Origin of the sequence: Acetivibrio saccincola (assembly GCF_002844395.1) — a bacterium.
Classification (GTDB): domain Bacteria; phylum Bacillota; class Clostridia; order Acetivibrionales; family Acetivibrionaceae; genus Herbivorax; species Herbivorax saccincola.
Genome location: NZ_CP025197.1, coordinates 258,855 through 285,340 on the forward strand (window position 1 = coordinate 258,855; position 26,486 = coordinate 285,340).

Consider the following 26,486-nt stretch of genomic DNA (forward strand, 5'->3'; position numbering starts at 1 on the left):
ATACCACCAAAATAGAAACATTTGGAGTGATTACATGGCTTTTTTTGACAGAGAAATTGACATTACAAGAAATATAAAAATTATAGAATGGTTAAAGAGTGAGCTGCTTGCCGATATTGCCGCTCTTTTTAAGGTACTGGTAAACGGGATGAAAGAAGAGGTCCACGATGCAGTGGCAGATACTTTGTCAAACATCATTTTAATATGCTACCTTTTAGGAAGACGGCTGGGCATAAATTATAATGCAATTGAAATAAAAATAAGAAATAAAGTAAAGCTCGGACTTATAGAAAATACCGATATAGAAAAGCATTACGGTGATTTGTCAGAACTTGCAAAACATCTTGACTCTTCAAGAATGAGCAACATAAGCTGATTTAATATAAGCATTATTTTTAAAAAACAGGCATGCTTTAAGAAATACAGGAGAAGAAATAATGAAGGGAAAAAAGTTTACAGGAATCTTTATACAAAAAGCAGGTTTTTATCTTTTTGTAATACTTTTACTATTAACAATAATTGCTTTTTTAGAAATAAAGGTTGCAGCACCGGGGTTTGTATTTTTCTTATTCCTTTTGTACTATCACTTTAGATATAATTATAAGAGAAAAAAGGAAATAACCCAATATATTGAAAACCTTACATTCAATATTGATGTAGCAACAAAGGATGCTTTACTGAATTTTCCAATGCCCCTGGTGTTAATTGAGCTGGACGGGACTATAATCTGGTACAACTCCTCTTTTAAGAAAATATTTGAAGGGGAGGAATTGCTGGAAAAGGCAATACAGACTTTTACAAAAGACTTAAATCCCGAAAGTTTTTCAAATGAAACTATGAATTTTTCCGATGAAATCAAAATACACGATAGAAATTATTGTGTTTTAGGGAATTTTATAAAAGTTGATAAAAGGATTAATGAAGATGAAATTATACTGCTTCTGTATTTTATTGATAATACAGAACTGGTAAACCTGAAAAAAACATATGATGACGAGAAAACGGTGGTGGGTGTTTTTATTATAGATAATTATGATGATTTGATGCAGAGTACTGAAGACACCAAAAGACCCCAAATGGTTGTAGAAATAGAAACTAAAATAAATAATTGGACTGCATATGCCAATGGGATTGTTAAAAAGTACGAAAGGGACAAATACCTGTTTATTTTTGAAAACAAATATCTAAAAACCTTTCAGGAGAAAAAGTTTGACATTTTGGACAGTGTTAAAGAAATAAATGTTGGAAATACAATACCCGTTACACTAAGTATTGGTATCGGGAAAGGGGAAGGTTCCCTTTTGGATAAATTCCGCCATGCAAATGCTGCACTGGATATTGCCTTAGGAAGAGGGGGAGACCAGGTTGTTATAAAGGACGGGGAGGAAATATCCTTCTACGGTGGCAAAACTAGGGAGATTGAAAAGAGAACCAGGGTAAAGGCTCGGGTAATTGCATTTGCACTAAGGGAGCTTATTGACCAGGCATCAGAGGTTATAATTATGGGACACAAAAATTGTGATATAGACTGCCTTGGTTCTGCTTTGGGGATTTACAGCATTGCAACTAAAAGAGGGAAGGAAGCTAATATTGTTTTAAATAAGTCAAACCCCAATATTGAATGCATGATTTCTAAAATTGAAAGCAGCAAGGAATATGAGGGTTTGTTTATATCCACCGGGGATGCCCTTGAAAAAATAAACAAAAAGACTTTGCTGGTTATTGTGGATACACACAAACCCAGCTTTACAGAAGCACCGGATTTGATAAAATATACAGAGCAGATAGTTGTCATTGACCACCACAGGAGGGGGGTTGATTATCTGCAAAATGCAGTACTTACATACCAGGAGACATACGCCTCCTCAACTTGTGAGTTGGTTACAGAAATTTTACAGTATGTTGAAGAAAAGATAAAACTTGCCCCCATTGAGGCGGAAGCACTGTATGCAGGAATAGTTGTGGATACAAAAAACTTTACATTTAAGACTGGAGTCAGGACATTTGAGGCGGCTGCATTTTTAAGAAGGCAAGGGGTGGATACCGTTGCAGTTAAACAAATGTTTCAAAATGATTTGGATACATACACCCATATTTCAAATGCCGTTAAAGATGCACAGATGTACAGTGAAAACATTGCCATATCAGTTTGTCCCCCTGATATAAAAAATGCAACTGTAATAGCTGCACAGGCAGCAGACCAGCTTGTAAACCTTAAGGGGATTCAGGCAGCCTTTGTGCTTTGCAATATAGATGAGGGTATTTCAATAAGCGGAAGATCCTTAGGGGATATAAATGTACAGATTATAATGGAGAAGCTTGGAGGAGGAGGTCACTTAACCTTTGCAGGTGCCCAGCTTCAAGGTGTTTCCACTGAGGAGGCCATTGAAAAATTAAAAAAGGCCATAGATGAGTACAGGGAGGAAACACCGGATAACAGTAAAAAGGAGTAGCATGATAACACAAAACCGCAAAAAACCTTAATTTTGATAAGTATAATTTGGATAAGTATATAGTTTGGAGGAGAGGTAATATGAAGGTTATTTTAAAAGAAGATGTAAAGGGTTTGGGTAAAAAAGATGAATTGGTAAATGTAAGTGACGGATATGCAAGAAACTTTTTGCTTCCAAAGGGTCTTGCAGTAGAGGCAAATACAAAAAACGTGAATGAAATGAAAATTAAAAAGAAAGCAGAGGAGAAGAGAAAGAGCAAAGAGCTTGAAGAGGCAAAGGAACTTTGCAAAAAGCTTGAAAAAATTACTGTAGAGTTTAAAGTAAAAGCAGGTGAAAACGGGAAATTATTTGGCTCCATTACAAGTAAAGATGTTTCAGATGAGCTGGAAAAGAAACACAATATAAAAATAGACAGGAAAAAAATTAATTTTCCGGACAGCATAAAGGCTTTGGGGACATATGAAGGTGAAGTAAAAGTATATCCCGGTGTAACAGGTAAAATCACTGTTAAAGTGGAGCAAGGTGAAGAGGGGTAAAATAATATGGATTTAAGTTCATTAGGGCGGGTGCCTCCCCAGAGTATAGAAGCTGAACAGTCAGTTTTGGGTGCTTCTCTTTTGGACAAAGAGGTTTTGTCCTCTATAACGGAAATAATTGATGTATCAGATTTCTATAGGGATGACCACAAGGAAATTTTTGAGGCTATTATGGATTTGTACGAAAGAGGGGAGCCCATTGATTTAATTACAGTTTCTGAACAACTTAAAATAAGGGGTTCTTTAGATGCCGTGGGAGGGTTGGAATACCTGACCGGTCTGGTTAATGCAGTTCCAACCACCGCCAATGCAAAGCACTATGCAAAAATTGTTGAAGAAAAATCCATATTGAGAAAACTTATAAAAATTTCTTCTGAAATAATTAATATGGGATATGAACAAGCAGAAGAAGTGGAGTATATACTGGACAAAGCAGAAAAAGGTATTTTTGACATTTCTCAGGGAAGAAACAGTCAGGGCTTTGCCCAGATAAAGGATGTACTGATTGAGACATTTGACAGGTTGGAAGAGCTTTATAACAGTAAGGGAAGTGTTACAGGAATACCAACAGGTTTTATAGATCTTGACCATAAGACGGCAGGGCTTCATAATTCTGACTTAATTTTAATTGCAGCAAGACCTGCCATGGGAAAGACTTCTTTTGCTTTAAATATTGCACAGTATGCGGCAATTCACTCCCAGGTGCCGGTTGCCATATTCAGTCTTGAGATGTCAAAGGAGCAGCTTGTCAACAGGATGCTGTGCTGTGAAGCCATGGTGGATGCCCAGAGAATGAGAACCGGTCAGTTAGAAGACAGTGATTGGCAAAAGATAGCCAAAGCGTTAGGACCTATTTCTGATGCCCCCATTTTTATAGATGATACCCCTGGGGTTACAGCTGCAGAAATACGGGCAAAATGCAGGAGACTGAAAATTGAAAAAGACCTTGGACTTGTTGTAATTGACTATTTGCAGCTTATGCAAGGAAGGGGCAGGAGTGAAAACAGACAGCAGGAAATATCAGAAATATCCAGGTCTTTAAAAATTCTTGCAAAGGAAATAAACGTTCCTGTTATAGCACTATCCCAGCTTAGCCGTGCACCGGAGCTTAGAGGGGATCACAGGCCTATATTAAGTGATTTAAGGGAATCAGGTGCCATTGAGCAGGATGCAGACATTGTAATGTTTCTATACAGGGACGATTATTATAATCCAGAGACTGAAAAAAAGAATGTAGCAGAGGTAATAATTGCAAAGCACAGAAATGGCTCCACCGGAACTGTTGAATTGGCATGGCTTGGCCAGTACACTAAATTTGCCAATTTAGAAAAGTTCCGGGAGTAGAAAATGAAGCGCAAAATAAAGGACAGGGGAGTTATATTTACTCATTATGATTGAAAATAATATTAATGAAAATGGTATGATAAATGATGCTATTGTAGAAAAAGTTTTGAAAGATATAAAGGATAAAAATCTTATTGAGAGAGGGGATACCGTAGTAGTGGGCTTATCCGGCGGTCCGGACTCGGTGTGCCTTCTTCATGTTCTAAAAAGCATTGAAAAGATTATGAATATTAAGATTAAAGCAGTTCATGTAAATCACATGCTAAGGGGTCAGGATTCTTTTGATGATGAAGAATATGTCAAAATCCTTTGCAAAAAGCTAAATGTTGACTTAAGGACAGAACAAATTAATTTAGCGGATATTGCAAAAAAGAAAAAGCTTTCCATAGAAGAAGCAGGAAGAGAGGAAAGGTACAGGATTTTTGAAAAGGCGGCAAAAGAATTTAATGGAGATAAAATAGCTGTTGCACACAACAAAAATGACCAGGCAGAGACGGTACTTATGAACATAATAAGGGGTACAGGGCTTTCAGGCCTTAGAGGCATGGATTTTAAAAGAGGCAAAATTATAAGGCCCCTCCTTGGTATTGACAGATTGGAAATTGAAGGGTATTGTAATAAATACAAGTTAAAGCCTAGAATTGACAGGACAAATCTAGAATCAATTTATACCAGAAACAAAATAAGGCTTGATTTGATACCCTACATTAATGAGAGTTTTAGTACAGACATTGTATCAAAACTTGTAAAAATGTCTGAAATAATTAAAAATGAAAATGATTTTATTGAATATTATACAGATAAATTGTATAATAAAGCTTTAGTAAAAAGAAGTGAAGGAGAAGTAGAATTAAATACAGAAATATTTAATAATTATCATAAGGGTGTTAAGGGGAGGATTTTGAGAAAGGCAATAAAAGAAGTGACAGGATTTATAAGAGGTATAGAAAGTATACACATTGATGATGCTATCGGGCTGGCTTTAGATGGCAGGGTTGGGGCAGTGATACATCTCCCCCACAAGATTAGGGTTGAAAAATCGTACCGGACTTTGAAGGTGTATCAATTCAAAGGTTTTCCACAGGTTAATCTTTACAATGTAAAGCTAAATATACCAGGAGATACTTTAGTACAGGAAGATAAGTTTATTTTAAGGGCAAGTATAATTAACGGTTTAAATACAGCAGATTATAAAAAAAATCAGAAAACCTCTAAAGTTCAATATTTTGATTATGACAAGCTTAAGGGTGGAATAAATATAAGAAAAAGGGAGGGCGGGGATATAATTAAGCCCGTTAACTCAAATGGCACTAAAAAATTAAAAAAGTATTTTATTGATGAAAAAATACCGATAGATATAAGGAACCACATTCCACTTGTGGCAAAAGGCAAGGAAATAGTGTGGATTATAGGATATGTTATAAGTGATAAATTCAAAATTACCAAAGACACCCAAAAAATATTAAAACTTGAATTTATAAAACTTGAAACTTAAAATTCTAAAAATTAAAACTTAAAAAAATTAATTATAGACTTGAAATTATAAATTTGACTATAAATTAAATTATAAATTATAATATTGATTATAAAAGGATTATAGAAAAAGATTATAATATTATAAATTGTAATACAGATTATAAAAAATTGATCAAAAATACAATTTAAAAAATAAAAAAGTAATGGCTAAAAACTGGAGGTAAACATGCTTGAGGATATTGAAAAAGTTTTAATTACAAGGGAAGAGCTGCAAAAAAGTGCAGAAGAACTTGGGAAAAGAATTTCAGCTGACTACAGAGGGAAAAAGCTTGTTTTGATAGGCGTATTAAAAGGAGGCGTGGTGTTTTTATCAGACCTCATAAGGCATATAGACATACCTTTGGACCTGGATTTTATTTCAGTTTCCAGCTACGGTGATTCCACCCGTTCCTCCGGTGTAGTGCGTATAATGAAAGATGTTGATATTGACGTAATGGGAAAACATGTTTTAATAGTTGAAGATTTGGTGGATTCAGGGCTTACATTGAAATATTTGAAAGATCTTTTTCAAGCAAGGGGACCTAAAGATGTAAAATGCTGTGCTGCACTAGATAAGCCTTCCAGAAGAGAAGTTGAAATTGAAATAGAATATAAGGGAATAGAAATACCGGATGAATTTGTAGTTGGTTATGGAATGGATTTTGCAGAAAGATATAGAAATTTACCGGATGTCTGTGTACTAAAACCGCATATTTATTATGAATAAACATTAAAAAAATGGTTTTAATGTTTTTTATATTGATTTTTTGTTGTATTTGTAGAATAATTTAAAGGATGTATAGGTTATACAAGAGGTGGTTATTTACAAGGTTAAGGAGGGAGCTATTTGAAACATTTTAAGAACATGAGCTTTTATATAGTATTGCTTATAATACTAATGTTAGTTCTCATATTTTTTCAAAGTGGCGGAAAGCCCGATGATATGTACTATTCTGAACTTTTAATGCAAATTAAAAACGGCAATGTGGAAAAAATTGAGCTTGAGGGAAATGCTGCTACAGTATTGTTGAAAGGAGAAGGACCAAACAGGACCAGGACGGTGTATATACCTGATGTGCACTTATTTTCCCTGCAAGTAGAAGAATACTACACCCAGGAAGGTGGCTTTGTATACATTTTTAAAGAGCCTTCAACACCCCCATGGTGGGTAGCTATGATACCTACACTGGGCTTAATAGTTATAGTTGTGCTTTTTTGGATATTCTTCCTCCAGCAGTCCCAGGGCGGAGGGGGAAACAGGGTTATGTCCTTTGGTAAGAGCAGGGCAAAGATGACCATTGATGATAAAAAGAAAGTTAATTTCAACGATGTGGCAGGAGCAAAGGAAGAAAAAGAGGAACTACAGGAAATAGTAGAGTTTTTGAAAAACCCTAAAAAGTTTGTTGAATTAGGAGCCAGAATTCCTAAGGGAGTGCTATTGGTAGGACCTCCGGGAACAGGTAAGACCCTATTGGCAAAAGCGGTATCCGGGGAGGCAGGAGTTCCTTTTTTCAGCATAAGTGGTTCTGATTTTGTGGAAATGTTTGTAGGTGTTGGTGCATCAAGGGTAAGGGATCTTTTTGAACAGGCAAAGAAGAATTCACCATGTATTATTTTTATAGATGAGATTGACGCCGTTGGAAGACACCGTGGTGCAGGACTTGGCGGTGGCCATGATGAGCGTGAACAGACGCTAAACCAGCTCCTTGTTGAGATGGACGGTTTTGGTGTAAATGAAGGAGTAATTATTTTGGCGGCAACCAACAGACCTGATATTTTAGACCCGGCCCTCTTAAGACCCGGAAGATTTGACAGGCGGGTTGTGGTGGGCTTACCGGACATCAAAGGAAGGGAAGAAATTTTAAGAGTTCATGCAAGGGGTAAGCCGTTATCTGAAGATGTAAGGCTGGATGAATTGGCAAAAAGTACACCGGGCTTTACAGGTGCAGATTTGGAAAACCTTCTTAATGAGGCTGCCCTTTTAGCGGCAAGAGCTGAAAAGACGAAGATAACCATGGAAGAAATTAAAGAAGCTGTGTTTAAGGTTGTTGTGGGACCTGAGAAGAAGAGCAGGGTTATGAGTGATAAAGAAAAGAGGCTTACAGCTTACCATGAAGCAGGTCATGCTATGGCTGTAAAATACGTATCCACAACTGACAGGGTAGACAGAATATCAATAATACCTTCAGGTATGGCCGGGGGTTATACTGCTCATAAACCTGATGAAGACAAAAACTACAATACAAAATCCCACCTTTTAGAAAAGATAACCGTTGCATTAGGGGGAAGGGCTGCAGAGCAGCTTGTACTTGGTGAGATAAGCACAGGAGCCTACCAGGATCTGAAGATGGCAAACGGGGTAGCAAGAAGCATGATAACCAAGTACGGAATGAGTGACAACCTTAAAAACTTAGTTTTCGGCAATGAAAGTGACGAAGTGTTTATAGGAAGGGATTTTGCCCAGACAAGAAATTACAGTGAAGAAATAGCAGCGCAGATTGACAAAGAAGTTAAACACATAATAGATACATGCTATGAAAAAATAATGAAAATACTAAAGGATAATATAAATACACTTCATGCAGTAGCTAATGCATTGATAGAGAAAGAAAAAATTGATGGACAGGAATTTGAAGAGATTATTAGCAGTACAACATAATAATTAAATAAAAGAATATGAATTTAATTATCAATAGTGAAACAAAATTTTGGTTTAAAAATATCTTGACTAAACAGGGTGGATATGATAAATTATGCATTGTAAAAAATAAATATAAAAAGCCTTATCATGAGAGGTGGAGGGAATGGGCCCAATGAAACCCGGCAACCGGAACCAGTGGTATCACGGTGCCAATTCCTACAGGGTAAAGACCCTGAAAGATGAGGAGTTGTGATTAATCCTCTTTTTTAAAAAAAGAGGTTTTTTTATGGCAACTTTATAAGTATGTTTAAAACAGTGTCCAGGGGGGACACTTAAATTAAGGAGGTTTTGGAGATGGCGAGAAAATTATTTACGTCTGAGTCCGTAACTGAAGGACATCCGGACAAAATATGCGATCAGATATCTGATGCGGTGTTGGATGCGATTTATGCTGAAGATCCTATGGCGAGAGTAGCTTGTGAGACGGCGGTTACAACCGGGCTGGTTCTTGTTTCAGGCGAGATTACAACCAGCTGTTATGTAGATATACCTAAGATTGTAAGGCAGACGATAAAAGAGATAGGATATGACAGGGCAAAGTTTGGATTCGACGGGGATACATGTGCTGTTTTGACTGCAATAGATGAACAGTCACCTGATATAGCTATGGGTGTTGATAAAGCTTTAGAAGCAAAGACAGGGGAAATATCAGAGGAAGAAATTGAAGCAATTGGCGCAGGTGACCAGGGAATGATGTTCGGGTACGCTTGTGATGAAACTCCGGAATTGATGCCCATGCCAATTTCTTTAGCACACAAGCTTACAAAAAAGCTTGCAGATGTAAGGAAGGAAGGCATACTTAAGTATCTAAGACCTGATGGGAAGTCCCAGGTGACAGTTGAATATGAAGAGGACAAGCCGGTGAGGGTGGACACTGTGGTAATTTCTACCCAGCATAGTGAAGATGTTGATTTAGAAACAATAAAAAAAGATATTATTGAACATGTTATAAAGCCTGTAATACCTTCTGATTTAATTGATGACAACACCAAGTTTTTCATTAATCCGACAGGCAGGTTTGTTGTAGGAGGACCTCAAGGGGATGCTGGTCTTACCGGAAGAAAGATAATTGTAGATACTTATGGTGGATTTGCAAGACACGGTGGAGGGGCATTTTCAGGAAAGGACCCCACAAAAGTTGACCGTTCAGCAACATATGCAGCACGTTATGTTGCAAAAAATATAGTGGCAGCAGGACTTGCTAAAAGGTGTGAAGTTCAGCTGGCTTATGCAATAGGTGTTGCAAGACCTGTATCAGTAAGGGTTGATACTTTTGGAACAAGTACAATAGACGAAGAAAAAATAGAAAAATTGATTGAAAAGCATTTTGATTTAAGGCCGGCAGGCATAATAAAGACTCTAGATTTAAGAAGACCTATATACAAGCAAACGGCAGCATACGGCCATTTTGGAAGAACAGATTTAGACCTGCCCTGGGAAAGGACAGACAAGGCAGATGTGCTTCGTGAAGAGGCAGCAAAAATGTAATAATTTTAAAAAGACAGGGAAAAAAGTTTCTTCTTGCTTTTAAAAATGAAAGGGAGAAGAAACTCTTTTTTTTAGTTGACTTCCAACTTTCCTTCTTCTTCAAAGGAATTAAAAATAGCTTCCTTTTCACTTTGTTTTAAAACCTCCAGGCAGGGGTAATCTATTTCTAGTTTTTGAAGTATTTCCAGTGTATCGTCTTTGGAACCCATGTCTAATATGGTGAGCTTTCCCCCAGGCATGAGTTTTCTAATGAAGTTTCTTGGAAGGACATTTCTAAGCACCCCTTCAATGGTATCTCCCTGGTTTTTTACAATTAGCACAAGTTTAATCATTGAGTTTTTGTATTTTGATTTGTTTTTTATTGTTAAAATCAGATCGTAAATAACTGTAATAAGTCCGTATGTAGCAAGGATAACCATTATAAATTCAAAAATCTTTTCACTCAAGGCTCATCTCTCCTAAATAATGCAGTTTTAGTTGTATTAGTATATGAATTTTAGGGCACGGATGTTACTTAGTGTACTTAGTATAGAAATTGAATTTACTTTAAAAATAGAACAAAATTAATGAAACAAAGAAATTAATATTCCATTTAATAAATAAAAATCACATAATAAACATTGATAAAAAATTAAAATGTGTTATAATTTATAACATAAATGCGTATAATATGTGTAGAATATAGAGGGGTGATGAAATGTTTACACGTGTGAAAATTAAAAATTATAAATCTCTAATTAATTTGGATGTTGATTTATCTGCCAAGAAAAAACAACCAAAACCTTTAGTTGTTATATATGGTGAAAACGGAGTAGGAAAATCCAATTTTGCGTCAGTATTTTTTACCTTATGCGAATCGTTAAGTACCATGTTGGCAAGGACAGAATTACAGAAGCTTATAGACAGGAATGATTTAAAAGATTTAATACATGATGAAGAATTCAGAAAATGGATTGCTGAAAATTTAAAAGATACAGAATCAATTATTAAAAGTTGCAAGACAATTAATTCTACTGAAAACATGGTTCTTGAGTTTGAATTTGTAATTGAAAACAAACATGGGAGATATCTTATAGAATATGATGACAGCAAAATTGTTCATGAAAAATTAGAATATGTGTTAAATAAAAATAGAACTCTGTTTTTTGAAATAGCTGGAGACAAGATCAAAGTTAATGAGAAAATATTTAAAGATGGTGAATACTTAAAGGAGTTTTATGATTTATTAGAAAAATACAATGGTAAGCATAGCTTTTTGTCAATTCTTATTTTTGAAATTGAGGATAAAGCTGATGGATATGTAAAGCAAAGGATTAATGAGCGCCTTTATGAAGTACTGGTATCATTCATTTTAATGTCCGTCCGTGTAAAGTCAGGATATGGTATAGAAAGAGGTTTTAGAGGACTTCGCCATAAAATTTTTAAAGATCTTGATGAGGGAGTAATATCCATTGAAGATGAAGAAGAGTTAAATAAAGCAGAAAAAATGATAAATGAGTTTTTTACACTGGCGTATTCAGACATTAAAGAAGCTTATTACAAACGGGAAAAAATTGATGGAAAAATAAAGTATAATTTGTTCTTTAAAAAAATGATGTATGGAAAAATTGTTGATATAAGCTACGAATTAGAGTCCACGGGAACACAAGCTTTATTGCAAATAATGCCCTTTCTTTTGATGAGTGTTGAAGGAAGAACCGTTATTATTGACGAATTAGATACAGGTATCCATGATTTGCTTATTAATAATGTTTTATGCAATATTTCCGACTCAACTAGAGGTCAATTAATCATTACAACACACAATACCATGTTTTTGGAATCACCGGACATTAATCCGGAATATATTTACACATTTTTTGTGGATAAAGATGCAAATAAAGAATTAGTATCAATTGTAGAATTTGAGGACAGAACTCATCCAAATTTGAATTACAGAAATAGATATTTAAAAGGGATGTATGGCGGAATACCATTTACCAGGGATATTGATTTTGAAGAACTGTTAGAGATAATGGAATAGAAGGGGGTGAAATGGCAAAATTTAAGCCTTGCAATTTAAAAGCCATTGTTATAGTACATGGAAAATCTGAAAAGCAGATGTGCGAATACATAAAATCCAATTTAAGATTGAAAATAGAAATAATAAGCGATAAAAAAGGAGAAAAATCAATACAGATTACCAGTTTAATGAATATTTTAAACGATTCCAGATTTCGAACGATGAATGCATTCTTAAAAAACTTTTGTGACGTGGAGATTGTATATGAAAAAAGAAAAAGAGGATTTCGTCTGATTTCAAAATATTAACAATAATGGATACAGATGATTGTACAGAAAAACAAAAAGAAGAGTACATAAATAAATCGATGTTTAGAGGCCACTGGGCATATGACTACATCGTCCCAATATTTAACAGTCCGGCACTTGAAGATGTATTGGATAAAGCCAATATAAAATTTGATAAAAAAGGAAGTGAACGAAAGAAAGAATATATTAGAATATTTCCCACTTCAAGTAAGTATACTGCATCGGAAGAAGTAGAATTGAAAACATTTTGCAAAAATTTAAAATCAGTTAAGGATACAAATATGGATATATTTATTGAATTTTGTTTAGAAAAAGCATAGAAAACCTTATTTTACACCCTAATTGTCGCTGCTTTACTGCTGTGTTATAATAAAATAAATTATATGTGATAAGGGTGTATATATGTTGGTTACTTATGAGGGTGTGGTTGAAGAAATAATATTCACAAACGAAGTAAACGGATTTACTGTATGCGAAATACAAAACGATGAGGAAACCATAATAGCTGTAGGTTTCATGCCATTTATAAACGTGGGAGAAACGCTGAAAGTTACCGGCAAAATGGTGAATCACCCGGATTATGGCGAACAGCTTAAGGTTGAGATGTATGAAAAAACCCTCCCAAAGACAATTGAAGCCATTGAAAAGTATTTAGGCTCAGGACTTATAAAAGGCGTGGGACCTGCCACCGCCAGAAAAATTGTAAAAAGATTCGGGGAGGATACTTTAAATATAATCCAATTCCATCCAGAAGAGTTGGCAACTATAAAGGGTATAAAGCTGGAAAAGGCTTTGAAAATAGGAGAGATATTTGCAGAGCAGAAGGAACTTAAAGATGTGGTAATGTTTTTGCAGGAATATGGAATAAGCCCAAGCTTTTCTGCTAAAATATACAAGCACTTTGGAAGCGGTACAATTGAAAAAATCAGATCAAATCCATATATACTTGCAGAAGAAATACATGGAATAACATTTAAAACTGCAGACAGGATTGCAAAAACCATAGGAATTGCGCCTGATTCAGAACACAGAATTGCAAGCGGTATAAAGTATGTGCTGTCCCAGGCAGCAGCGGCAGGACATACTTTTGTGAGAAGTGATAACTTGACAGAATACACTTCCAATCTTTTGGATGTTGATATTTCCAACATTGACAATGTCCTTATATCCCTTGTAATGGACAAGTCTGTTTATGTGGAAAAATGTGAAGACCACAACAGAGTGTATTTAAGTGCATTTTATAATGCAGAGCTTGGTGTTGCCAGAAGGCTTTTTAACCTGTCCATGGCAGAGTTTAAATTTGATTTAAAGGATTTTGATAAAAAAATTGAAGCTATCCAGGAAAAAGAAGGGATAATACTTGCCGATAAACAAAAAGAGGCGGTAAGGGAAGCCTTAACAAACGGTGTGCTGGTAATTACCGGAGGTCCCGGAACGGGTAAAACCACCATTATAAAGACAATAATAAGCCTGTTAGATGGTGAAGGGTATGAGGTTGCATTGGCAGCCCCAACAGGCCGGGCTGCAAAGAGAATGACGGAAGCCACAGGATATGAGGCAAAAACCATACACAGACTTTTAGAAATAGGGTATGTTGGGGACGGGGATCAGCTTGTGTTTATGAAGACTGAAGGAAACCCCATTGAGGCGGATGTGGTTATAATAGATGAGATGTCTATGGTGGATATACTTCTTATGAACAATTTGCTTAAAGCCATAGCGTATGGTACAAGGCTGATACTTGTAGGAGATGTGGATCAGCTCCCCCCGGTGGGTGCAGGAAATGTCTTAAGTGACATTATAAAAAGCGGTATTATTAAGACGGTAAAACTGACAGAAGTATTCAGGCAAGCCCGGGAGAGTATGATAGTTGTTAACGCCCACTGTATAAACAGAGGGGAAGATGTTGTTCTAAACGAAAAGGACAAGGATTTCTTTTTGGTGTCAAGAAATACCCCTATGGAAATTGCAAAAACCATATTGGAACTTTGCGGCACAAGAATACCTAATTGTTACGGTTTTGACCCGATGAAGGATATTCAGGTTTTGACACCTATGAGAAAGGGAATAGTTGGAGTTTCAAATTTAAACAAAGAACTTCAGGAAATATTAAATCCCCAGGATAAAAACAAAAGGGAAAAGGTCTTCAGGGATTTTTCCTTCCGTGAAGGGGACAAGGTAATGCAGATAAAAAATAACTATAATTTAAAATGGGAAAAGAAAGACAACTCCCTTGAAAATGGTACAGGAGTTTTTAACGGAGATACAGGCATAATATGTGAAATAGACAATGAAGAGCAAAGAGTGGTTGTGTGTTTTGAAGATGAAAAAATAGTCAGCTACGACTTTACAATTATAGATGAATTAGAGCTGGCATATGCCGTCACGGTTCACAAAAGCCAGGGAAGTGAATTTCCGGTAATAATAATGCCTGTTTTTTCAGGTCCCCCGGTACTTTTGACAAGAAATTTACTGTATACAGCTGTTACAAGAGCCAGGAATTTAGTTATTCTGGTAGGTTCTAAAAAATGCCTTGAAGATATGATTCAAAATGACAGGGAGACCAATAGAAATTCAGATTTGGTGGGAAAATTAATTTCGCTGGTGGTATAATTGATTAAATGGTTAAAAAACTTATTATTTCCGCCAAAATGTATATTTTGCAATGACATTTTGGATATTAAAAGTGAAGAATTTATATGTTCTGACTGTCCATCTAAAATCCCTTTTCTTAATGAAGAAATATCCCTTAAGCCCGGTGATTTTTATGATGGAATACTATGTCTCTTTAAATACAAAGGCATTGTAAAAAATGCTATTACCAGATACAAATTCCACGGTAAAATGTCCTATTACAGGGTTTTTGCAAGACTCTTGGCAGAGAAAATAAAAGAAACAGAAATCCTTCAAAATACGGACATGATACTAAGTGTGCCTCTTCATAGAAATAAAGAACAAAAAAGAGGCTACAACCAGGCATATCTTATTGCAAAAGAATTGGGGAAGCTATTAGAAACAGAAGAACAATCCCACGTTTTAAAAAGAATAAGAAATACTGAAAGTCAAAGCCTTTTGCCTAAATATAAGAGGGAATCCAATGTTAAAGGGGCCTTTTTGGTGGTGCATCCTTCTAAAATAAAAGGCAAAAGCATACTTCTTGTTGATGATGTAATGACCACAGGAAGTACGTTAAATGAGTGCAGCCGTGTATTAAAGGAGGCAGGGGCAGAGAAAGTTTTTGTTGCTGTTTTGGCAACAGGAAGAAATGTGTAAAAATTTTTATTATACTAATAAAGTTTTTTATTATATATGACGAAATACATAATAGAAATGCATGGATTGTGGGAGTTGAATATTATGGAAATGAGGAATTGCAGAAGTTGTGGAAAAATATTTGCATATATAGGAAAGCCTGTTTGTCCTACTTGCAGTAAAAAGGACGAAGAAGATTTTAAAAGGGTGAAGGAATACCTTTATGAAAATCCCGGGGCTTCTGTTGTGCAAATATCAAACGACTTAGAAATAAGCGTAAGAAAAATAAAGACTTACCTCAGGGAAGGACGCTTAGAAATAATAGGCGATGAGGGCAATTTGCTGTTAGAGTGTGAAATATGCGGTAAGTCAATTAGAACCGGGCGTTTTTGCCAGGAGTGTTCTGATGAGCTTGTAAGGGATATTAAGTCAGTGAGCAGTCAGATGAAAAAACCTGAAGTTGAAGAAAATAAGAAAAAGATGGGCGGGGCAATGAGATATCTCAATAGAAGGGACTAATTTTACTGCTGTTATTTTATTACCATATAGATACATTTTTTAGGACAAGAGTATAAGTTATTGATAAAAAACAAAAAATGTATTAAATTATTTTTTGTATTGACGATAATATTTATGAAGGGGAGATGTTTTTATATACAAAACATACAAAACATACTAAGTATACTAAACATACTAAACATGATACTAACACTATAAAGTGCAGTTAAATATACATCCTCTCTCTTAACTATACAGCAAAAACACAATTACATATGCAGTTTATATCCAGTATGAATAGTCCGGTATGTATAAGTTTTAGAGTGAATGGTATTTTAGCACATAAAGTGTTAAATATATAAAATTTTTAGAAGGAGGTAGGTGGTACCTATGAAAATTCAGGGAGAAATCCCCAAAGTACCCAAAGTATACGACAGTCAGAAGAACATAAGCAAGGCAGATGTGGTAAACAAAGTTATTTACAAGAAAGATGTGGTATCCATCTCATCACAGGGAAGAGAGTTCCAGACAGTTATGAAAGCATTAAAAAATGTACCTGACATTAGAAAGGACAAAGTGGAAAAGATTGAAAAACAAATACAATCCGGTGACTATAAAGTAAGCGGGGAAGATATTGCAGACAGTATACTCAGGAAAATCACTGAAAAGAAAATATAAATTCATTCAAATAACTGATGTTTGCGGGTTAACGGTAAATTCATTTACCGGTTTTCCCGCAAAAGTTTATTTAAAAGCCCTGTAATATTATGTGATATAAAATATATTTTATAAAATAATCTTTAGGTGGTGTAAATACATGGAATATGAAAAGTTAAATGCCCTTTTTAATGTTTTAAATGAAGAAACCCGTATTTACGAAGAAATCCTAAAGCTGTCTAGGGAAAAGAAGGATATAGTCATTGAAGGAAAGGTAGCGGAACTTGAAAAAATCACTAAAATTGAGCAGTCCCTTGTGGTAAATTTGGGAAAACTGGAAACTTTGCGTGAAAAATGTGTTGAGGAAATAGCGGACCAGTTGAATATTAAGCCTTCAGAACTTACAATTACTGAATTGTCAAAACATTTAAATGAGGAAAACTCAAAAAAACTTATTGAATGCAAAACTAAATTGGAAAATATTTTAAAAGAACTTAAAGAAATTAATCAGCTAAATTCAAAACTAATAAAAAATTCTCTTGATTATATTGATTTTTCCCTAAACATTTTGTCTGCAGCATCCGAAACTAATAATAACTACAACAATGACGGGGAAGTAAGTGGAGGAAGTAAAAGGACATTTATGGATATAAAGCTATAAACTATAAAGCTATTGACGGAAAACTATGATAAACCATACTTGGAGGTAAAAATACTATGTCAGCTGGATTTGGAGCTTTTGAAATAGCCCGCTCTGGAATGAATGTAAATGAAAGAGGTCTTTTTTCAACAGGTCACAATATATCAAATGTAAACACACCCGGCTACTCCAGGCAGCAGTCCGTCATTGCCACAGGACCGTATATCGGCGTAAGTGGCGGCAAATATCAAATCGGGCTTGGTGCAAGTATACAGGAAACAAGGCAGATAAGACATATGTTTTTGGACAATATATACAGGCAGGAAAGTACAATTTTAGGATATTGGGAAACAAGGGCAAAAACTTTTAATGATATAGAAGCTATTTTGGCAGAACCTTTAGGAAGTGGGTTGCAGGAAGTACTGAATCAATTCTGGGATTCCTGGCAGGAGCTTTCTAAAGATCCCAGCAGCCTTACAGCCAGGGCTTTGGTAAGGCAGAGGGCGGAATCCCTTGTATACAATATAAATCATGTAGGTATGCAGCTTGACAGGCTTCAGCATGATTTAAACTCAGAACTGCAGGTGAGAATAGAAGAGGTAAATGACATTACCCGCCAAATTGCACGCCTTAATGTGGAGATATTAAAGGTAGAGTCAACAAATGACAGGGCAAATGACTATAGAGACCAGAGAAATGTACTTTTAGACAGGCTGTCAAAACTTATTAATATAGATGTAACAGAAATGCAGGACGGCCAGCTTGCCGTAACCTGCGGCGGATATTTCCTCGTGTACAAAGGTGATAACACCAATATTTGTGCAAAGGAAAAGGAACCCGGTGATATATTTTTCACTCCTATGCTGGAAGATCCGGAAGGCATAGAGCTGCCTGTTAAAAGCGGGATAATAAAGGGACTTTTAGAGTCCAGGGGTGAATATATACATCCTGAGACTCCTATACAGTATGAAGATTTTAACTCATTGGATATAGTATCTAATTTAAAGAAAAGGTTAGACTACCTGGTAAACACCATTGTCAAAGAAATAAACGATCTTCATAAAAGTGGAAGAACTTTGGGAAATACGTCTGACGGGGAAGATTTTTTCGCCCCCATAAACCCGGCATATCCCATAAGGATGGGTAATATAAAGCTAAACGATACTCTGTTGGATTTAAATAATATAGTTGCATCAGCAAACGGGGACAGCGGGGACAATACCATCAGCTTACAAATTGCAAATTTAAGGCAGCTTGCATTAATACAAGACGACAAAGGGCTGCTCACCTTTGATTCCTATTACCAGTCAATAATACTTGGTGTGGGAAATGGAGGTTCAGAGGCTATAAGAATAAGTGAAAACCAAAATATGCTGGTTGTTTCTGCAGAGTCGCAAAGACAGTCCATTATGGGCGTATCTTTAGATGAAGAAATGTCAAATATGTTGAAGTACCAGTTTGGATATTCTGCCTCTGCAAGAGTAATGAATGTTTTAGATGAAATGATAGATACCATAGTGAACAGAATGGGAATCACAGGAAGGTGATAAATTATGAGAGCGTCTTTTTTCGGGCTTAACGTTGCACTAAGGGGACTTTATACATCCCAGAGGAATTTGGATGTTATAAACCACAATATATCAAATGTGAATACACCAGGCTATTCCAGGCAGGTAACAGAACAGGTTGCCTCAAGACCCATACCCCTTTTAAACGGTACGGGAATGCTGGGTACAGGTTCTGAGGTTATTTCAATAAAAAGGCTAAGGGATGAGTATTTGGATTTTAAATACTGGAGTGAAAACACATCTTACAGCGAGTGGCGGGCAAAAAAGACGGTATTGTCTGATATTGAGGCCATGTTAAATGAACCATCAGACAGCGGTTTTAATGTAATATTAGATGAGTTTTTTAATTCGCTCCAGGAGCTTTCAAAGGACCCCGGAAGCCTTGCGGTAAGGACTTTAGTTAGGCAAACAGGTGAAACCCTTACAAAATACTTTAACAGTCTGGCAAGTTATTTTGAGGAGCTTCAATATGATATAAACCATCAGATAGACACCAAGGTGGCTGAAATAAATTCTTTAGGTCTTCAAATCCAGCAGCTGAATAAGCAGATATACACTTCTGAACTGGACGGGAATCTGGCAAATGATTTAAGGGATAAGAGAACTGTTTTAATAGACCAGCTTTCACAAATTATAAATATAGATGTAAATGAAGTGGTGGTAGGAAAACTTCCGGACGGCAGAAGCGACATACACATGGTTATCACCATAAGCGGCAAAGCGTTTATAGATCATTTTGACTTTAGCCCCCTTGCAGTAATTCAGAGGGAAGAGAAGTTAAATGATGAGGACATTGAAAAGCTTTTTGAAGTTAGATGGGCAGACGGAAACTACCTTAACATAAAAAGCGGGGAATTAAGAGGACTTTTAGATGTGCGGGACGGAAATGAGGGTATAAACGGAACTCCGGCATATAAGGGAATACCTTTTTACATAAGGAGGCTAAATGAGTTTGTAAGGACTTTTGCCATGGCGTTTAATGAGGGATATATAGATGGTACTGATGGTCCGGGGCATGTGGATGGATACGGGCTATCTTATGAAGGAGATCCTCCGGTTACAGGAATAAGGTTTTTTACAATGAGAGGAGAAGACGGAAACCCTGTAAACAGTGAATATTTTGCTATGGATTTAACTGACGCCTATGAAAAAATAACTGCCAAAAACTTTTCACTGTCAGCTGATATTTTGGAGGATTTAAATAAAATAGCAGCAGCAGACAAACCTTATGAGATAGGTAATATAGTTAATTTAAATGAACTGATAAAAATGAGGCACAACCCCCACATGTTTTCAGAGGGCGCGCCGGAAGACTATATGGTATCTATAGTATCCACCATTGGAATTGATTCACAGCAGGCCATCAGGATTACAGACAATCAAAAATCCATATTGAGGCAGATTGAAAACAGAAGGTTTTCACATTCAGGAGTATCTTTGGATGAAGAAATGGCAGATATGGTAAGACATCAGCACGCATATACAGCAGCTGCCAGAATGATAAATACAATGGCTGAAATATACGATTTGCTTGTTAACAGGCTTGGAGTATAGATAATGCCTTGGAGGGGTTAACATGAGAGTTACAAACAGAATGCTTATAAATAATATGATAAACAATATAGGTGCAAACCTTAGGAGAATGGAAAAATACCAAAACCGCCTTGCTACAGGGAAGAAAATAAATGTTCCTTCAGATGACCCTGTTGTTGCGGCAAGGGCCTTAAAGCTCAGGACAGATGTATCACGATTGGAGCAGTACGACAGAAACGTAAAGGATGCCATGTCCTGGATGGAGATAACGGAGTCTGCGTTGGCTAATATCACCGATATACTGCACAGGGCAAGGGTGTTGGCAGTCCAGGGGGCAAATGGAACCCAAACCCCGGATGATACTCAAAAAATAGCAGAAGAGGTTAAGCAATTAAAGCATCAGTTAATTCAAGTTGCAAATTCTACATATTCAGGAAGATATATTTTTTCCGGGTTTAAAACTGATCAAAAACTTTTGGATGAAGATGGCAATTTTGTAATTGATGTAAATAATGATGTTGAAAAAATAGTGTATGAAGTTGATATAGGAGACGATATTCATATAAATTTAACAGGCGGTAATGTTTTTAACAGTGGGGCAGATGCAGCAGCCGGAAGTACTCCCACTATGTTAGAGCTTTTTAATAATTTTATTACGGCACTGGAAGCCGGTGACCACAGTACAGTAGGCGGGTTTATTGACGATATAGATGGACATATGGATAATATTGCAAGGGTGCGTGCTGACGTTGGTGCCAGATACAACAGGCTTGAACTTACAGAAAACAGGCTCAGTAAAAATATTTATAACTTTACAAAACTTATGAGTGAAAATGAAGACATAGACCAGGCTGAAAACATTATGCTTCTAAAGAGTGAGGAAAATGTGTACAGGGCATCTTTAGCAGGTGGTGCAAGAATAATTCAACCAACTTTAATGGACTTTTTAAGGTAGGGCTTTGGGCAATAAATTTCAGAGGTGTTATATATGGATATCAGAATTACCACCACTGATGCTAAAATTGGCATAGAGACAATAAATGCAAGGCTTGAAAGGAAAAGCAATCCTGCCAGGATGGAAATCAGGCAAAAGCAAGCCCTATTGGAAATAGAGACAGAGAAGCCAAAGATAAAAATAGATCAGTATGAGGCATTTGCAAGTGCCGGGCGGAAAAACAATTTGGATCTGGCAGTGGAAATTGCCCAGGTGGGATATCAAAGGGTTATGGAGTACATTGCAGAAAAAGCGGAAGAAGGTGACAGGTTAGCTGCAATACATATAAAAGAAGACCCTATTGTTGAATTTGGAGAAAAGGCTGTGTATGTCCAACAAAGGGAATTTAACATAGACTTTATTCCGAAGGCAAGACCCAAAATAACAGTTGAAGAAGGAGAAGTGAAGGTAGAACTTGCCGGAGGACCAAATGCCTTTTTTGACAAAGTAAAAATAAATTTTGTACCCCACACTTACGATACAAAGTATATACCGGGAAAGGTTAATATATATATGATCCAATATCCTTCTGTGGAAATAGAGTATGTAGGGAACAATATAGATCAATATGTGTAAATTGGAGGAGAAAATGCTTTTAAAAACAAAACATTTTGGAGAAATTAATATTGATGAGAAGAAGATAATAAACTTTGAAGACGGTATACCAGGGTTTGAAAATGAAAAGCGGTTTATCGTCCTGTATGAGGGAGATGACAAATCCCCTTTCAGGTGGATGCAGAGCATTGACAACCCTGACTTAGCCTTTGCAATGGTAGACCCTATCATGATTGTCCCTGATTATGACGGTGAAATACCAAAGGAGGCTGTGGAGAAGCTTGAAATAGAAAAACCGGAGGATATAATGGTACTATCCATAGTGGTTGTAAGGGAAGAAGTTGAAAAAATCAGTATGAACCTTAAAGCACCTATTATTATCAATACAAAAAATAATAAAGGTATGCAGGTTATTCTTGACACAGACAGATATTCTGTGAGACACTATATTGTAGATGAACTGCAAAGACAGGAGGTAAAAATAGGTGCTGGTGTTGACACGGAAGAGAAACGAGTCTATAGTGGTAGGCGATAATATAGAAATTACAGTTGTTGATATACAAGGGGATCAGGTACGTATAGGTATCAATGCCCCTAAAAGTGTTTCAATTCACAGAAAAGAAATTTACCTTGAAATCCAGGCTGAAAACAAAAAGGCGGCAGATGTAAAGAAAGTGAATCTAAAGGATTTATTAAAGAACGAATAGCACATAGCTTCTTTTTCAATTCAATTTACAATTCGGATTTTTTCTTAAAAAAAGTATAAAGTTAATCATAATTTATAACGATATATAAAATAGGAAACTGATATAAAGAGCCTTATCACACACATAGAAAGGCTTTTTATATAAATCAAAAACAGAGCCAATCAAGGACGGTTGGTTCTAAAAAAACAAGGAGGTATTTTATTATGCGTATCAACAATAACCTAATGGCTATTAACACACACAGACAACTAGGAATCACAAATACTGCAAGTTCAAAATCAATGGAAAAGTTATCATCAGGGTTTAGAATTAACCGTGCTGGTGATGACGCTGCAGGTCTTGCAATTTCTGAAAAAATGAGAGGTCAAATAAGAGGTCTTACTCAAGCATCAAGAAATGCTCAAGACACAATATCATTAATCCAAACAGCAGAGGGAGCATTGACAGAATCTCATGCGATCCTTCAAAGAATGAGAGAACTAGCGGTACAGGCTGCGAACGATACAAACACAGACTCAGACAGAAAAGAACTTCAAAATGAGGTTAAGCAGCTTATTTCTGAGTTGGATAGAATAGGTAACACAACTGAATTTAACACCAAGAAGCTTTTAGATGGCTCAGCTAAAGGTGTTAAAGAAGCAGTTGATGGAAGTATGAGGATTAATAATAACTCAGCACTTACTTTGAATGTGGGCACTAGTGCACTTGCTACGATCAAAGAGAGCACACTAGTTGATGGTGCGTATATGATTATTAAAGTAGATCATAAAACAGGTAATAATGGAACTGCTGAATTTGCAGCTACTAATTACAAGGTAATTGGTCCAGATGGAAAAGAAACAACAGAAATTACATTTACAGCTGATGGAGGTGGCATTACATTTGGTTCAAGCATGGTAGATGTTACTGGCGGTGTTACTATTAACCTTGCTACTGGTCTCACATTACATGAAAATATGAAAGTTGGAGAGAGTATTACCTTTGTATTCAGTGCAGCTGAAGAAGCATCAGATGCATTAGACGATTCAATAATGGCACAAATAGGTGCTAATGCAGGTCAAACAGCATTTATATCAATTGGTGATATGAGAGCGGCTGCATTAGGTGTTGATGAAATAGACATATCCAGTAAATTTGGAGCACAAGTAGCTATAGAAACAGTTAATAATGCACTTGAAAAGGTATCTACTCAAAGATCTGCACTAGGTGCTATGCAAAACCGTCTGGAGCATACAATTAAAAACTTAGACACGTCTGCTGAAAACTTGCAAGCATCTGAATCAAGAATCAGAGACGTAGACATGGCTAAGGAAATGATGGAATTTACAAAACAAAACATATTACAGCAGGCAGCTCAAGCGATGCTTGCACAAGCAAACCAAGCTCCTCAAGGTGTGCTACAGTTATTAAGATAATTGTAATTGGTTTAATATTGTTGTACTTCAAAAAAAGAGGAGATTTTATCTCCTCTTTTTTGAAGGTTATTATTATAGAAGAGAATGGGAGAATAAAAAGTATGAGTATACTTCAAGGACTAGAAAACATTCAAGAATATATTTTTGAGTATGATATAAATAAAGTAAAAAGTAGTATACAAGGATTAATTGAAAAATTAATGTCTTTGTTTAAAGAAGCCGATAAAGATGAAGTAAAGATTTTAAATGAAGTGTTTTCATATATGAATATTGCCCTTGCGAACAAAGATTACCTTTTATTAGCTGATTTAATAGAATATGAACTTGCTCCATTTATAAAAAACGAGAAGAGAGGCTGAATATATGACTGATTTATATCGGAAAAATTTATTGTTTTTTAAAAAGAGAAGTCCTGTACTATACAAAACTATCACTTCAGAAAAACCTCTATATGAAACAAAGATAGAAAAAGTACAGGGACAATTTAATTATATATTGGAGACTGAAAAAAGTAGATGCTTTATACACAGTATGTATAATATTGAAAGGGAGACTGAAAAAGTTTTTGAAAAGGCAGATAAAAGTGCTAGTGCATTAATTTTATTTGGAATGGGTGCAGGATATTATTTTCCGTATATAAAAAAGAATTTTCCACATTTAAAGCACCTTGTTATTGTCGAGCCAAATCTTGAGTTTTTCAGGGAGATGTTAAAATTTATCGATTTTAGGGAATTAAACTCTAACATAAAAAGTGTTATGCTTTTAATTAATAAAAGTCCTGAGGAAGCTGTTGAATTTTTAATTGGGGAGTTTAAAAAGTATTTGAATTTAGGAGTTGAAATTGTATCAAATATTTCATACAGAACTATTTATGAGGGATATTTTGAATTTTTGCATAAAAAAATTATAGAGAACCTTCGTAACACAATTGTTAACACAGCCACTTTAAAATTTATTAGCAACAGAGATACAATAAATTTCTTTAACAATATTCACAACAAAACCCTTGAATTTGAAAAGATAGCTTCTATATTTAAGGACAGACCAGCAATTCTTGTTTCAGCAGGACCTTCTTTGAATAAAAATATGCATTTATTAAAAGATTTAAAAGACAAAGCTATAATTGTGGCAGTAGGAAGTGCTATAAAAATACTTCACAATAATGGGATAGTACCTCATTTTAGAGTGGCTATTGACGGTGGAGAAAATGAAATGAAAATTTTTGAAGGCATTGATACTTCTAATTCTATTTTATTATATTCTAATTCAATATATCATGAAATATTGCCAGAATATAGAGGACCTAAAGTTAGTTTTCATCTAAATACTATGCCATTAGAAAAATATTTAAGAACAAAAGTAGAGGAAAATTTAATTACAATAAGAAGTGGATTTTCTGTTGCAAATGTTGCATTTGACTTATTGTGTAAATCAGGATGTTCTAAAATTATTATAATAGGGCAGGATTTATGTTATACAGGAGGAAAAAACTATGCAAAAGGTTCTTGGAATAATGATGATATTAATTTAAATAAAAAGGGTTATATAAAAACCTTTGATATATTTGGTAATGAAGTTTATACTACCAGACCATACCTTGGAATGAAGAATCTTTTTGAGAGGCTCTATAAGTTTTATAGTTCCGTTCCAGTTGTAAATGCAACAGAAGGAGGATTAAATATTGAGGGTTTTGTTAATTCAACTTTAGATAGCGAAACAAAATTATTAAATAAAATAGAAAACATCCAATCTGAAATTGAAGAGATAAACGAGAGGTACAATTGTGAAGGGGGCATAGCTTTTGAAAAATATAGAGATATTTTTAGTGAAATGATTATGGATTTTAATGAAGTATTAAGAATAAGTGAGAATGTTATAAGAAGAATTAAAAAATTACAAAGATATAAGGAAAAAAATATAGCTAAGGAAAGAACATTAAGAGAATTAGAAGAAATAAATGATCTTGGGAAAACTTATGCTGAGAGTGAAGTTTCTTTGAAAGTGATTTTACCGGCACTTCATCAAATAATTGAGTCTTATGGCATTGTATATGGGTATCGCGGAAAAGATGATAAAAAAAGAATAGATTCATTGGAAAAAGTTAGTCTATTAGTTATTACAGAAATATATGAATATGCAGAGTTAATAAAGGAATGTTTGAAATTAAATTTACAGCATGAAAGGTGTGTAATTAATTACAAAACAGTTTCTCAGTAGTGTAAAATAATACTTTTTGCAGTTGTAGATTAAAGATATATTTGTACACTTCGCATGTTTAATTTAAACACATATTAAGATATTTATATGAAGGTTCCTAATC

At 35.4% G+C, this 26,486-nt stretch carries 26 protein-coding genes and 1 riboswitch; of the genes, 25 read left to right on the forward strand and 1 reads right to left on the reverse strand.

Annotated features, from left to right (window positions below):
- The first annotated feature begins 34 nt into the window (after window positions 1–34).
- The 8 genes from HVS_RS01300 to metK all read left to right on the forward strand — a co-directional run bounded on the left by HVS_RS01300 (window position 35) and on the right by metK (window position 10,037).
- Entirely contained in the window at window positions 35–376 is a 342-nt protein-coding gene (locus HVS_RS01300; protein ID WP_101298658.1) for a MazG-like family protein, read from the forward strand.
- A 61-nt stretch (window positions 377–437) separates the two neighbouring features.
- Window positions 438–2,453 carry a DHH family phosphoesterase gene (locus HVS_RS01305; RefSeq protein WP_101298659.1) on the forward strand — a complete coding sequence of 672 codons (2,016 nt, stop codon included), beginning with the start codon at window positions 438–440 and terminating at the stop codon, window positions 2,451–2,453.
- 80 nt (window positions 2,454–2,533) lie between these two features.
- On the forward strand, window positions 2,534–2,989 hold the full coding sequence (gene rplI / locus HVS_RS01310; protein ID WP_101298660.1) for a 50S ribosomal protein L9: 456 nt from the start codon (window positions 2,534–2,536) through the stop codon (window positions 2,987–2,989).
- A 6-nt stretch (window positions 2,990–2,995) separates the two neighbouring features.
- Window positions 2,996–4,333 (forward strand): replicative DNA helicase, encoded by a 1,338-nt coding sequence (gene dnaB, locus HVS_RS01315; RefSeq protein WP_101298661.1) that lies wholly within the window; start codon window positions 2,996–2,998, stop codon window positions 4,331–4,333.
- A 46-nt stretch (window positions 4,334–4,379) separates the two neighbouring features.
- On the forward strand, window positions 4,380–5,828 hold the full coding sequence (tilS, locus tag HVS_RS01320; protein WP_242971632.1) for a tRNA lysidine(34) synthetase TilS: 1,449 nt from the start codon (window positions 4,380–4,382) through the stop codon (window positions 5,826–5,828).
- Window positions 5,829–6,035: 207 nt separating this feature from the next.
- Window positions 6,036–6,575: a hypoxanthine phosphoribosyltransferase gene (gene hpt / locus HVS_RS01325; protein ID WP_101298662.1), complete on the forward strand. Its 540-nt coding sequence runs from the start codon at window positions 6,036–6,038 to the stop codon at window positions 6,573–6,575.
- Between the two features lie 120 nt (window positions 6,576–6,695).
- A complete protein-coding gene (ftsH, locus tag HVS_RS01330; protein ID WP_101298663.1) occupies window positions 6,696–8,507 on the forward strand; it encodes an ATP-dependent zinc metalloprotease FtsH in 1,812 nt (603 codons plus the stop codon).
- Between the two features lie 121 nt (window positions 8,508–8,628).
- A riboswitch (SAM riboswitch) is annotated at window positions 8,629–8,735 on the forward strand.
- Between the two features lie 108 nt (window positions 8,736–8,843).
- Window positions 8,844–10,037, forward strand: a complete 1,194-nt coding sequence (metK, locus tag HVS_RS01335; RefSeq protein ID WP_101298664.1) for a methionine adenosyltransferase — start codon at window positions 8,844–8,846, stop codon at window positions 10,035–10,037.
- A gap of 71 nt (window positions 10,038–10,108) precedes the next feature.
- Here metK and HVS_RS01340 read toward each other — a convergent pair whose 3' ends face one another.
- Entirely contained in the window at window positions 10,109–10,483 is a 375-nt protein-coding gene (locus HVS_RS01340; protein WP_101298665.1) for a glycosyltransferase family 2 protein, read from the reverse strand.
- 251 nt (window positions 10,484–10,734) lie between these two features.
- Here HVS_RS01340 and HVS_RS01345 point away from each other — a divergent pair, with 251 nt between their 5' ends.
- The 17 genes from HVS_RS01345 to HVS_RS01420 all read left to right on the forward strand — a co-directional run bounded on the left by HVS_RS01345 (window position 10,735) and on the right by HVS_RS01420 (window position 26,383).
- Window positions 10,735–12,060, forward strand: coding sequence for an AAA family ATPase (locus HVS_RS01345; protein WP_101298666.1), 1,326 nt, complete (start codon window positions 10,735–10,737; stop codon window positions 12,058–12,060).
- A gap of 11 nt (window positions 12,061–12,071) precedes the next feature.
- Window positions 12,072–12,347 (forward strand): hypothetical protein, encoded by a 276-nt coding sequence (locus HVS_RS16730; protein ID WP_207654791.1) that lies wholly within the window; start codon window positions 12,072–12,074, stop codon window positions 12,345–12,347.
- Window positions 12,348–12,352: 5 nt separating this feature from the next.
- Complete coding sequence (locus HVS_RS16735) at window positions 12,353–12,667, forward strand: hypothetical protein (RefSeq protein ID WP_202861475.1); 315 nt, start codon at window positions 12,353–12,355, stop codon at window positions 12,665–12,667.
- Window positions 12,668–12,752: 85 nt separating this feature from the next.
- Window positions 12,753–14,960 (forward strand): SF1B family DNA helicase RecD2, encoded by a 2,208-nt coding sequence (recD2, locus tag HVS_RS01355; RefSeq protein WP_101304025.1) that lies wholly within the window; start codon window positions 12,753–12,755, stop codon window positions 14,958–14,960.
- Between the two features lie 60 nt (window positions 14,961–15,020).
- The gene (locus HVS_RS01360) at window positions 15,021–15,620 is read left to right on the forward strand and encodes a ComF family protein (RefSeq protein WP_242971634.1); all 600 of its coding nucleotides are present in this window, start codon (window positions 15,021–15,023) and stop codon (window positions 15,618–15,620) included.
- Window positions 15,621–15,701: 81 nt separating this feature from the next.
- Window positions 15,702–16,118: a MerR family transcriptional regulator gene (locus HVS_RS01365; RefSeq protein WP_101304029.1), complete on the forward strand. Its 417-nt coding sequence runs from the start codon at window positions 15,702–15,704 to the stop codon at window positions 16,116–16,118.
- A 369-nt stretch (window positions 16,119–16,487) separates the two neighbouring features.
- A complete protein-coding gene (gene flgM / locus HVS_RS01370) occupies window positions 16,488–16,775 on the forward strand; it encodes a flagellar biosynthesis anti-sigma factor FlgM (protein WP_101298668.1) in 288 nt (95 codons plus the stop codon).
- Window positions 16,776–16,914: 139 nt separating this feature from the next.
- Window positions 16,915–17,415, forward strand: a complete 501-nt coding sequence (locus HVS_RS01375) for a flagellar protein FlgN (protein ID WP_101298669.1) — start codon at window positions 16,915–16,917, stop codon at window positions 17,413–17,415.
- Window positions 17,416–17,471: 56 nt separating this feature from the next.
- On the forward strand, window positions 17,472–18,941 hold the full coding sequence (gene flgK, locus HVS_RS01380) for a flagellar hook-associated protein FlgK (RefSeq protein ID WP_101298670.1): 1,470 nt from the start codon (window positions 17,472–17,474) through the stop codon (window positions 18,939–18,941).
- Between the two features lie 6 nt (window positions 18,942–18,947).
- A complete protein-coding gene (gene flgK / locus HVS_RS01385; protein WP_101298671.1) occupies window positions 18,948–20,516 on the forward strand; it encodes a flagellar hook-associated protein FlgK in 1,569 nt (522 codons plus the stop codon).
- A gap of 22 nt (window positions 20,517–20,538) precedes the next feature.
- Window positions 20,539–21,450 carry a flagellar hook-associated protein FlgL gene (gene flgL / locus HVS_RS01390; RefSeq protein WP_101298672.1) on the forward strand — a complete coding sequence of 304 codons (912 nt, stop codon included), beginning with the start codon at window positions 20,539–20,541 and terminating at the stop codon, window positions 21,448–21,450.
- 33 nt (window positions 21,451–21,483) lie between these two features.
- The gene (locus HVS_RS01395) at window positions 21,484–22,065 is read left to right on the forward strand and encodes a DUF6470 family protein (protein WP_101298673.1); all 582 of its coding nucleotides are present in this window, start codon (window positions 21,484–21,486) and stop codon (window positions 22,063–22,065) included.
- Between the two features lie 13 nt (window positions 22,066–22,078).
- Window positions 22,079–22,579 (forward strand): flagellar assembly protein FliW, encoded by a 501-nt coding sequence (gene fliW, locus HVS_RS01400; protein ID WP_101298674.1) that lies wholly within the window; start codon window positions 22,079–22,081, stop codon window positions 22,577–22,579.
- The gene (gene csrA / locus HVS_RS01405) at window positions 22,530–22,751 is read left to right on the forward strand and encodes a carbon storage regulator CsrA (RefSeq protein ID WP_101298675.1); all 222 of its coding nucleotides are present in this window, start codon (window positions 22,530–22,532) and stop codon (window positions 22,749–22,751) included. The genes fliW and csrA overlap by 50 nt, the downstream gene beginning before the upstream one ends.
- Before the next feature lie 203 nt (window positions 22,752–22,954).
- Window positions 22,955–24,166, forward strand: a complete 1,212-nt coding sequence (locus tag HVS_RS01410) for a flagellin N-terminal helical domain-containing protein (RefSeq protein WP_101298676.1) — start codon at window positions 22,955–22,957, stop codon at window positions 24,164–24,166.
- A 59-nt stretch (window positions 24,167–24,225) separates the two neighbouring features.
- On the forward strand, window positions 24,226–24,525 hold the full coding sequence (locus HVS_RS01415; protein ID WP_101298677.1) for a hypothetical protein: 300 nt from the start codon (window positions 24,226–24,228) through the stop codon (window positions 24,523–24,525).
- 172 nt (window positions 24,526–24,697) lie between these two features.
- Entirely contained in the window at window positions 24,698–26,383 is a 1,686-nt protein-coding gene (locus HVS_RS01420; protein ID WP_159063339.1) for a motility associated factor glycosyltransferase family protein, read from the forward strand.
- The last annotated feature ends 103 nt before the right edge of the window (window positions 26,384–26,486 follow it).

Coding starts and splice junctions, on each gene's coding strand:
- HVS_RS01300 (WP_101298658.1), top strand. CDS start 35: ATGGCTTTTTTTGACAGAGAAATTGACATTACAAGAAATATAAAAATT.
- HVS_RS01305 (WP_101298659.1), top strand. CDS start 438: ATGAAGGGAAAAAAGTTTACAGGAATCTTTATACAAAAAGCAGGTTTT.
- rplI (WP_101298660.1), top strand. CDS start 2,534: ATGAAGGTTATTTTAAAAGAAGATGTAAAGGGTTTGGGTAAAAAAGAT.
- dnaB (WP_101298661.1), top strand. CDS start 2,996: ATGGATTTAAGTTCATTAGGGCGGGTGCCTCCCCAGAGTATAGAAGCT.
- tilS (WP_242971632.1), top strand. CDS start 4,380: ATGATTGAAAATAATATTAATGAAAATGGTATGATAAATGATGCTATT.
- hpt (WP_101298662.1), top strand. CDS start 6,036: ATGCTTGAGGATATTGAAAAAGTTTTAATTACAAGGGAAGAGCTGCAA.
- metK (WP_101298664.1), top strand. CDS start 8,844: ATGGCGAGAAAATTATTTACGTCTGAGTCCGTAACTGAAGGACATCCG.
- HVS_RS01345 (WP_101298666.1), top strand. CDS start 10,735: ATGTTTACACGTGTGAAAATTAAAAATTATAAATCTCTAATTAATTTG.
- HVS_RS16730 (WP_207654791.1), top strand. CDS start 12,072: ATGGCAAAATTTAAGCCTTGCAATTTAAAAGCCATTGTTATAGTACAT.
- HVS_RS16735 (WP_202861475.1), top strand. CDS start 12,353: ATGGATACAGATGATTGTACAGAAAAACAAAAAGAAGAGTACATAAAT.
- flgM (WP_101298668.1), top strand. CDS start 16,488: ATGAAAATTCAGGGAGAAATCCCCAAAGTACCCAAAGTATACGACAGT.
- HVS_RS01375 (WP_101298669.1), top strand. CDS start 16,915: ATGGAATATGAAAAGTTAAATGCCCTTTTTAATGTTTTAAATGAAGAA.
- flgK (WP_101298670.1), top strand. CDS start 17,472: ATGTCAGCTGGATTTGGAGCTTTTGAAATAGCCCGCTCTGGAATGAAT.
- flgK (WP_101298671.1), top strand. CDS start 18,948: ATGAGAGCGTCTTTTTTCGGGCTTAACGTTGCACTAAGGGGACTTTAT.
- flgL (WP_101298672.1), top strand. CDS start 20,539: ATGAGAGTTACAAACAGAATGCTTATAAATAATATGATAAACAATATA.
- HVS_RS01395 (WP_101298673.1), top strand. CDS start 21,484: ATGGATATCAGAATTACCACCACTGATGCTAAAATTGGCATAGAGACA.
- fliW (WP_101298674.1), top strand. CDS start 22,079: ATGCTTTTAAAAACAAAACATTTTGGAGAAATTAATATTGATGAGAAG.
- HVS_RS01410 (WP_101298676.1), top strand. CDS start 22,955: ATGCGTATCAACAATAACCTAATGGCTATTAACACACACAGACAACTA.
- HVS_RS01420 (WP_159063339.1), top strand. CDS start 24,698: ATGTATAATATTGAAAGGGAGACTGAAAAAGTTTTTGAAAAGGCAGAT.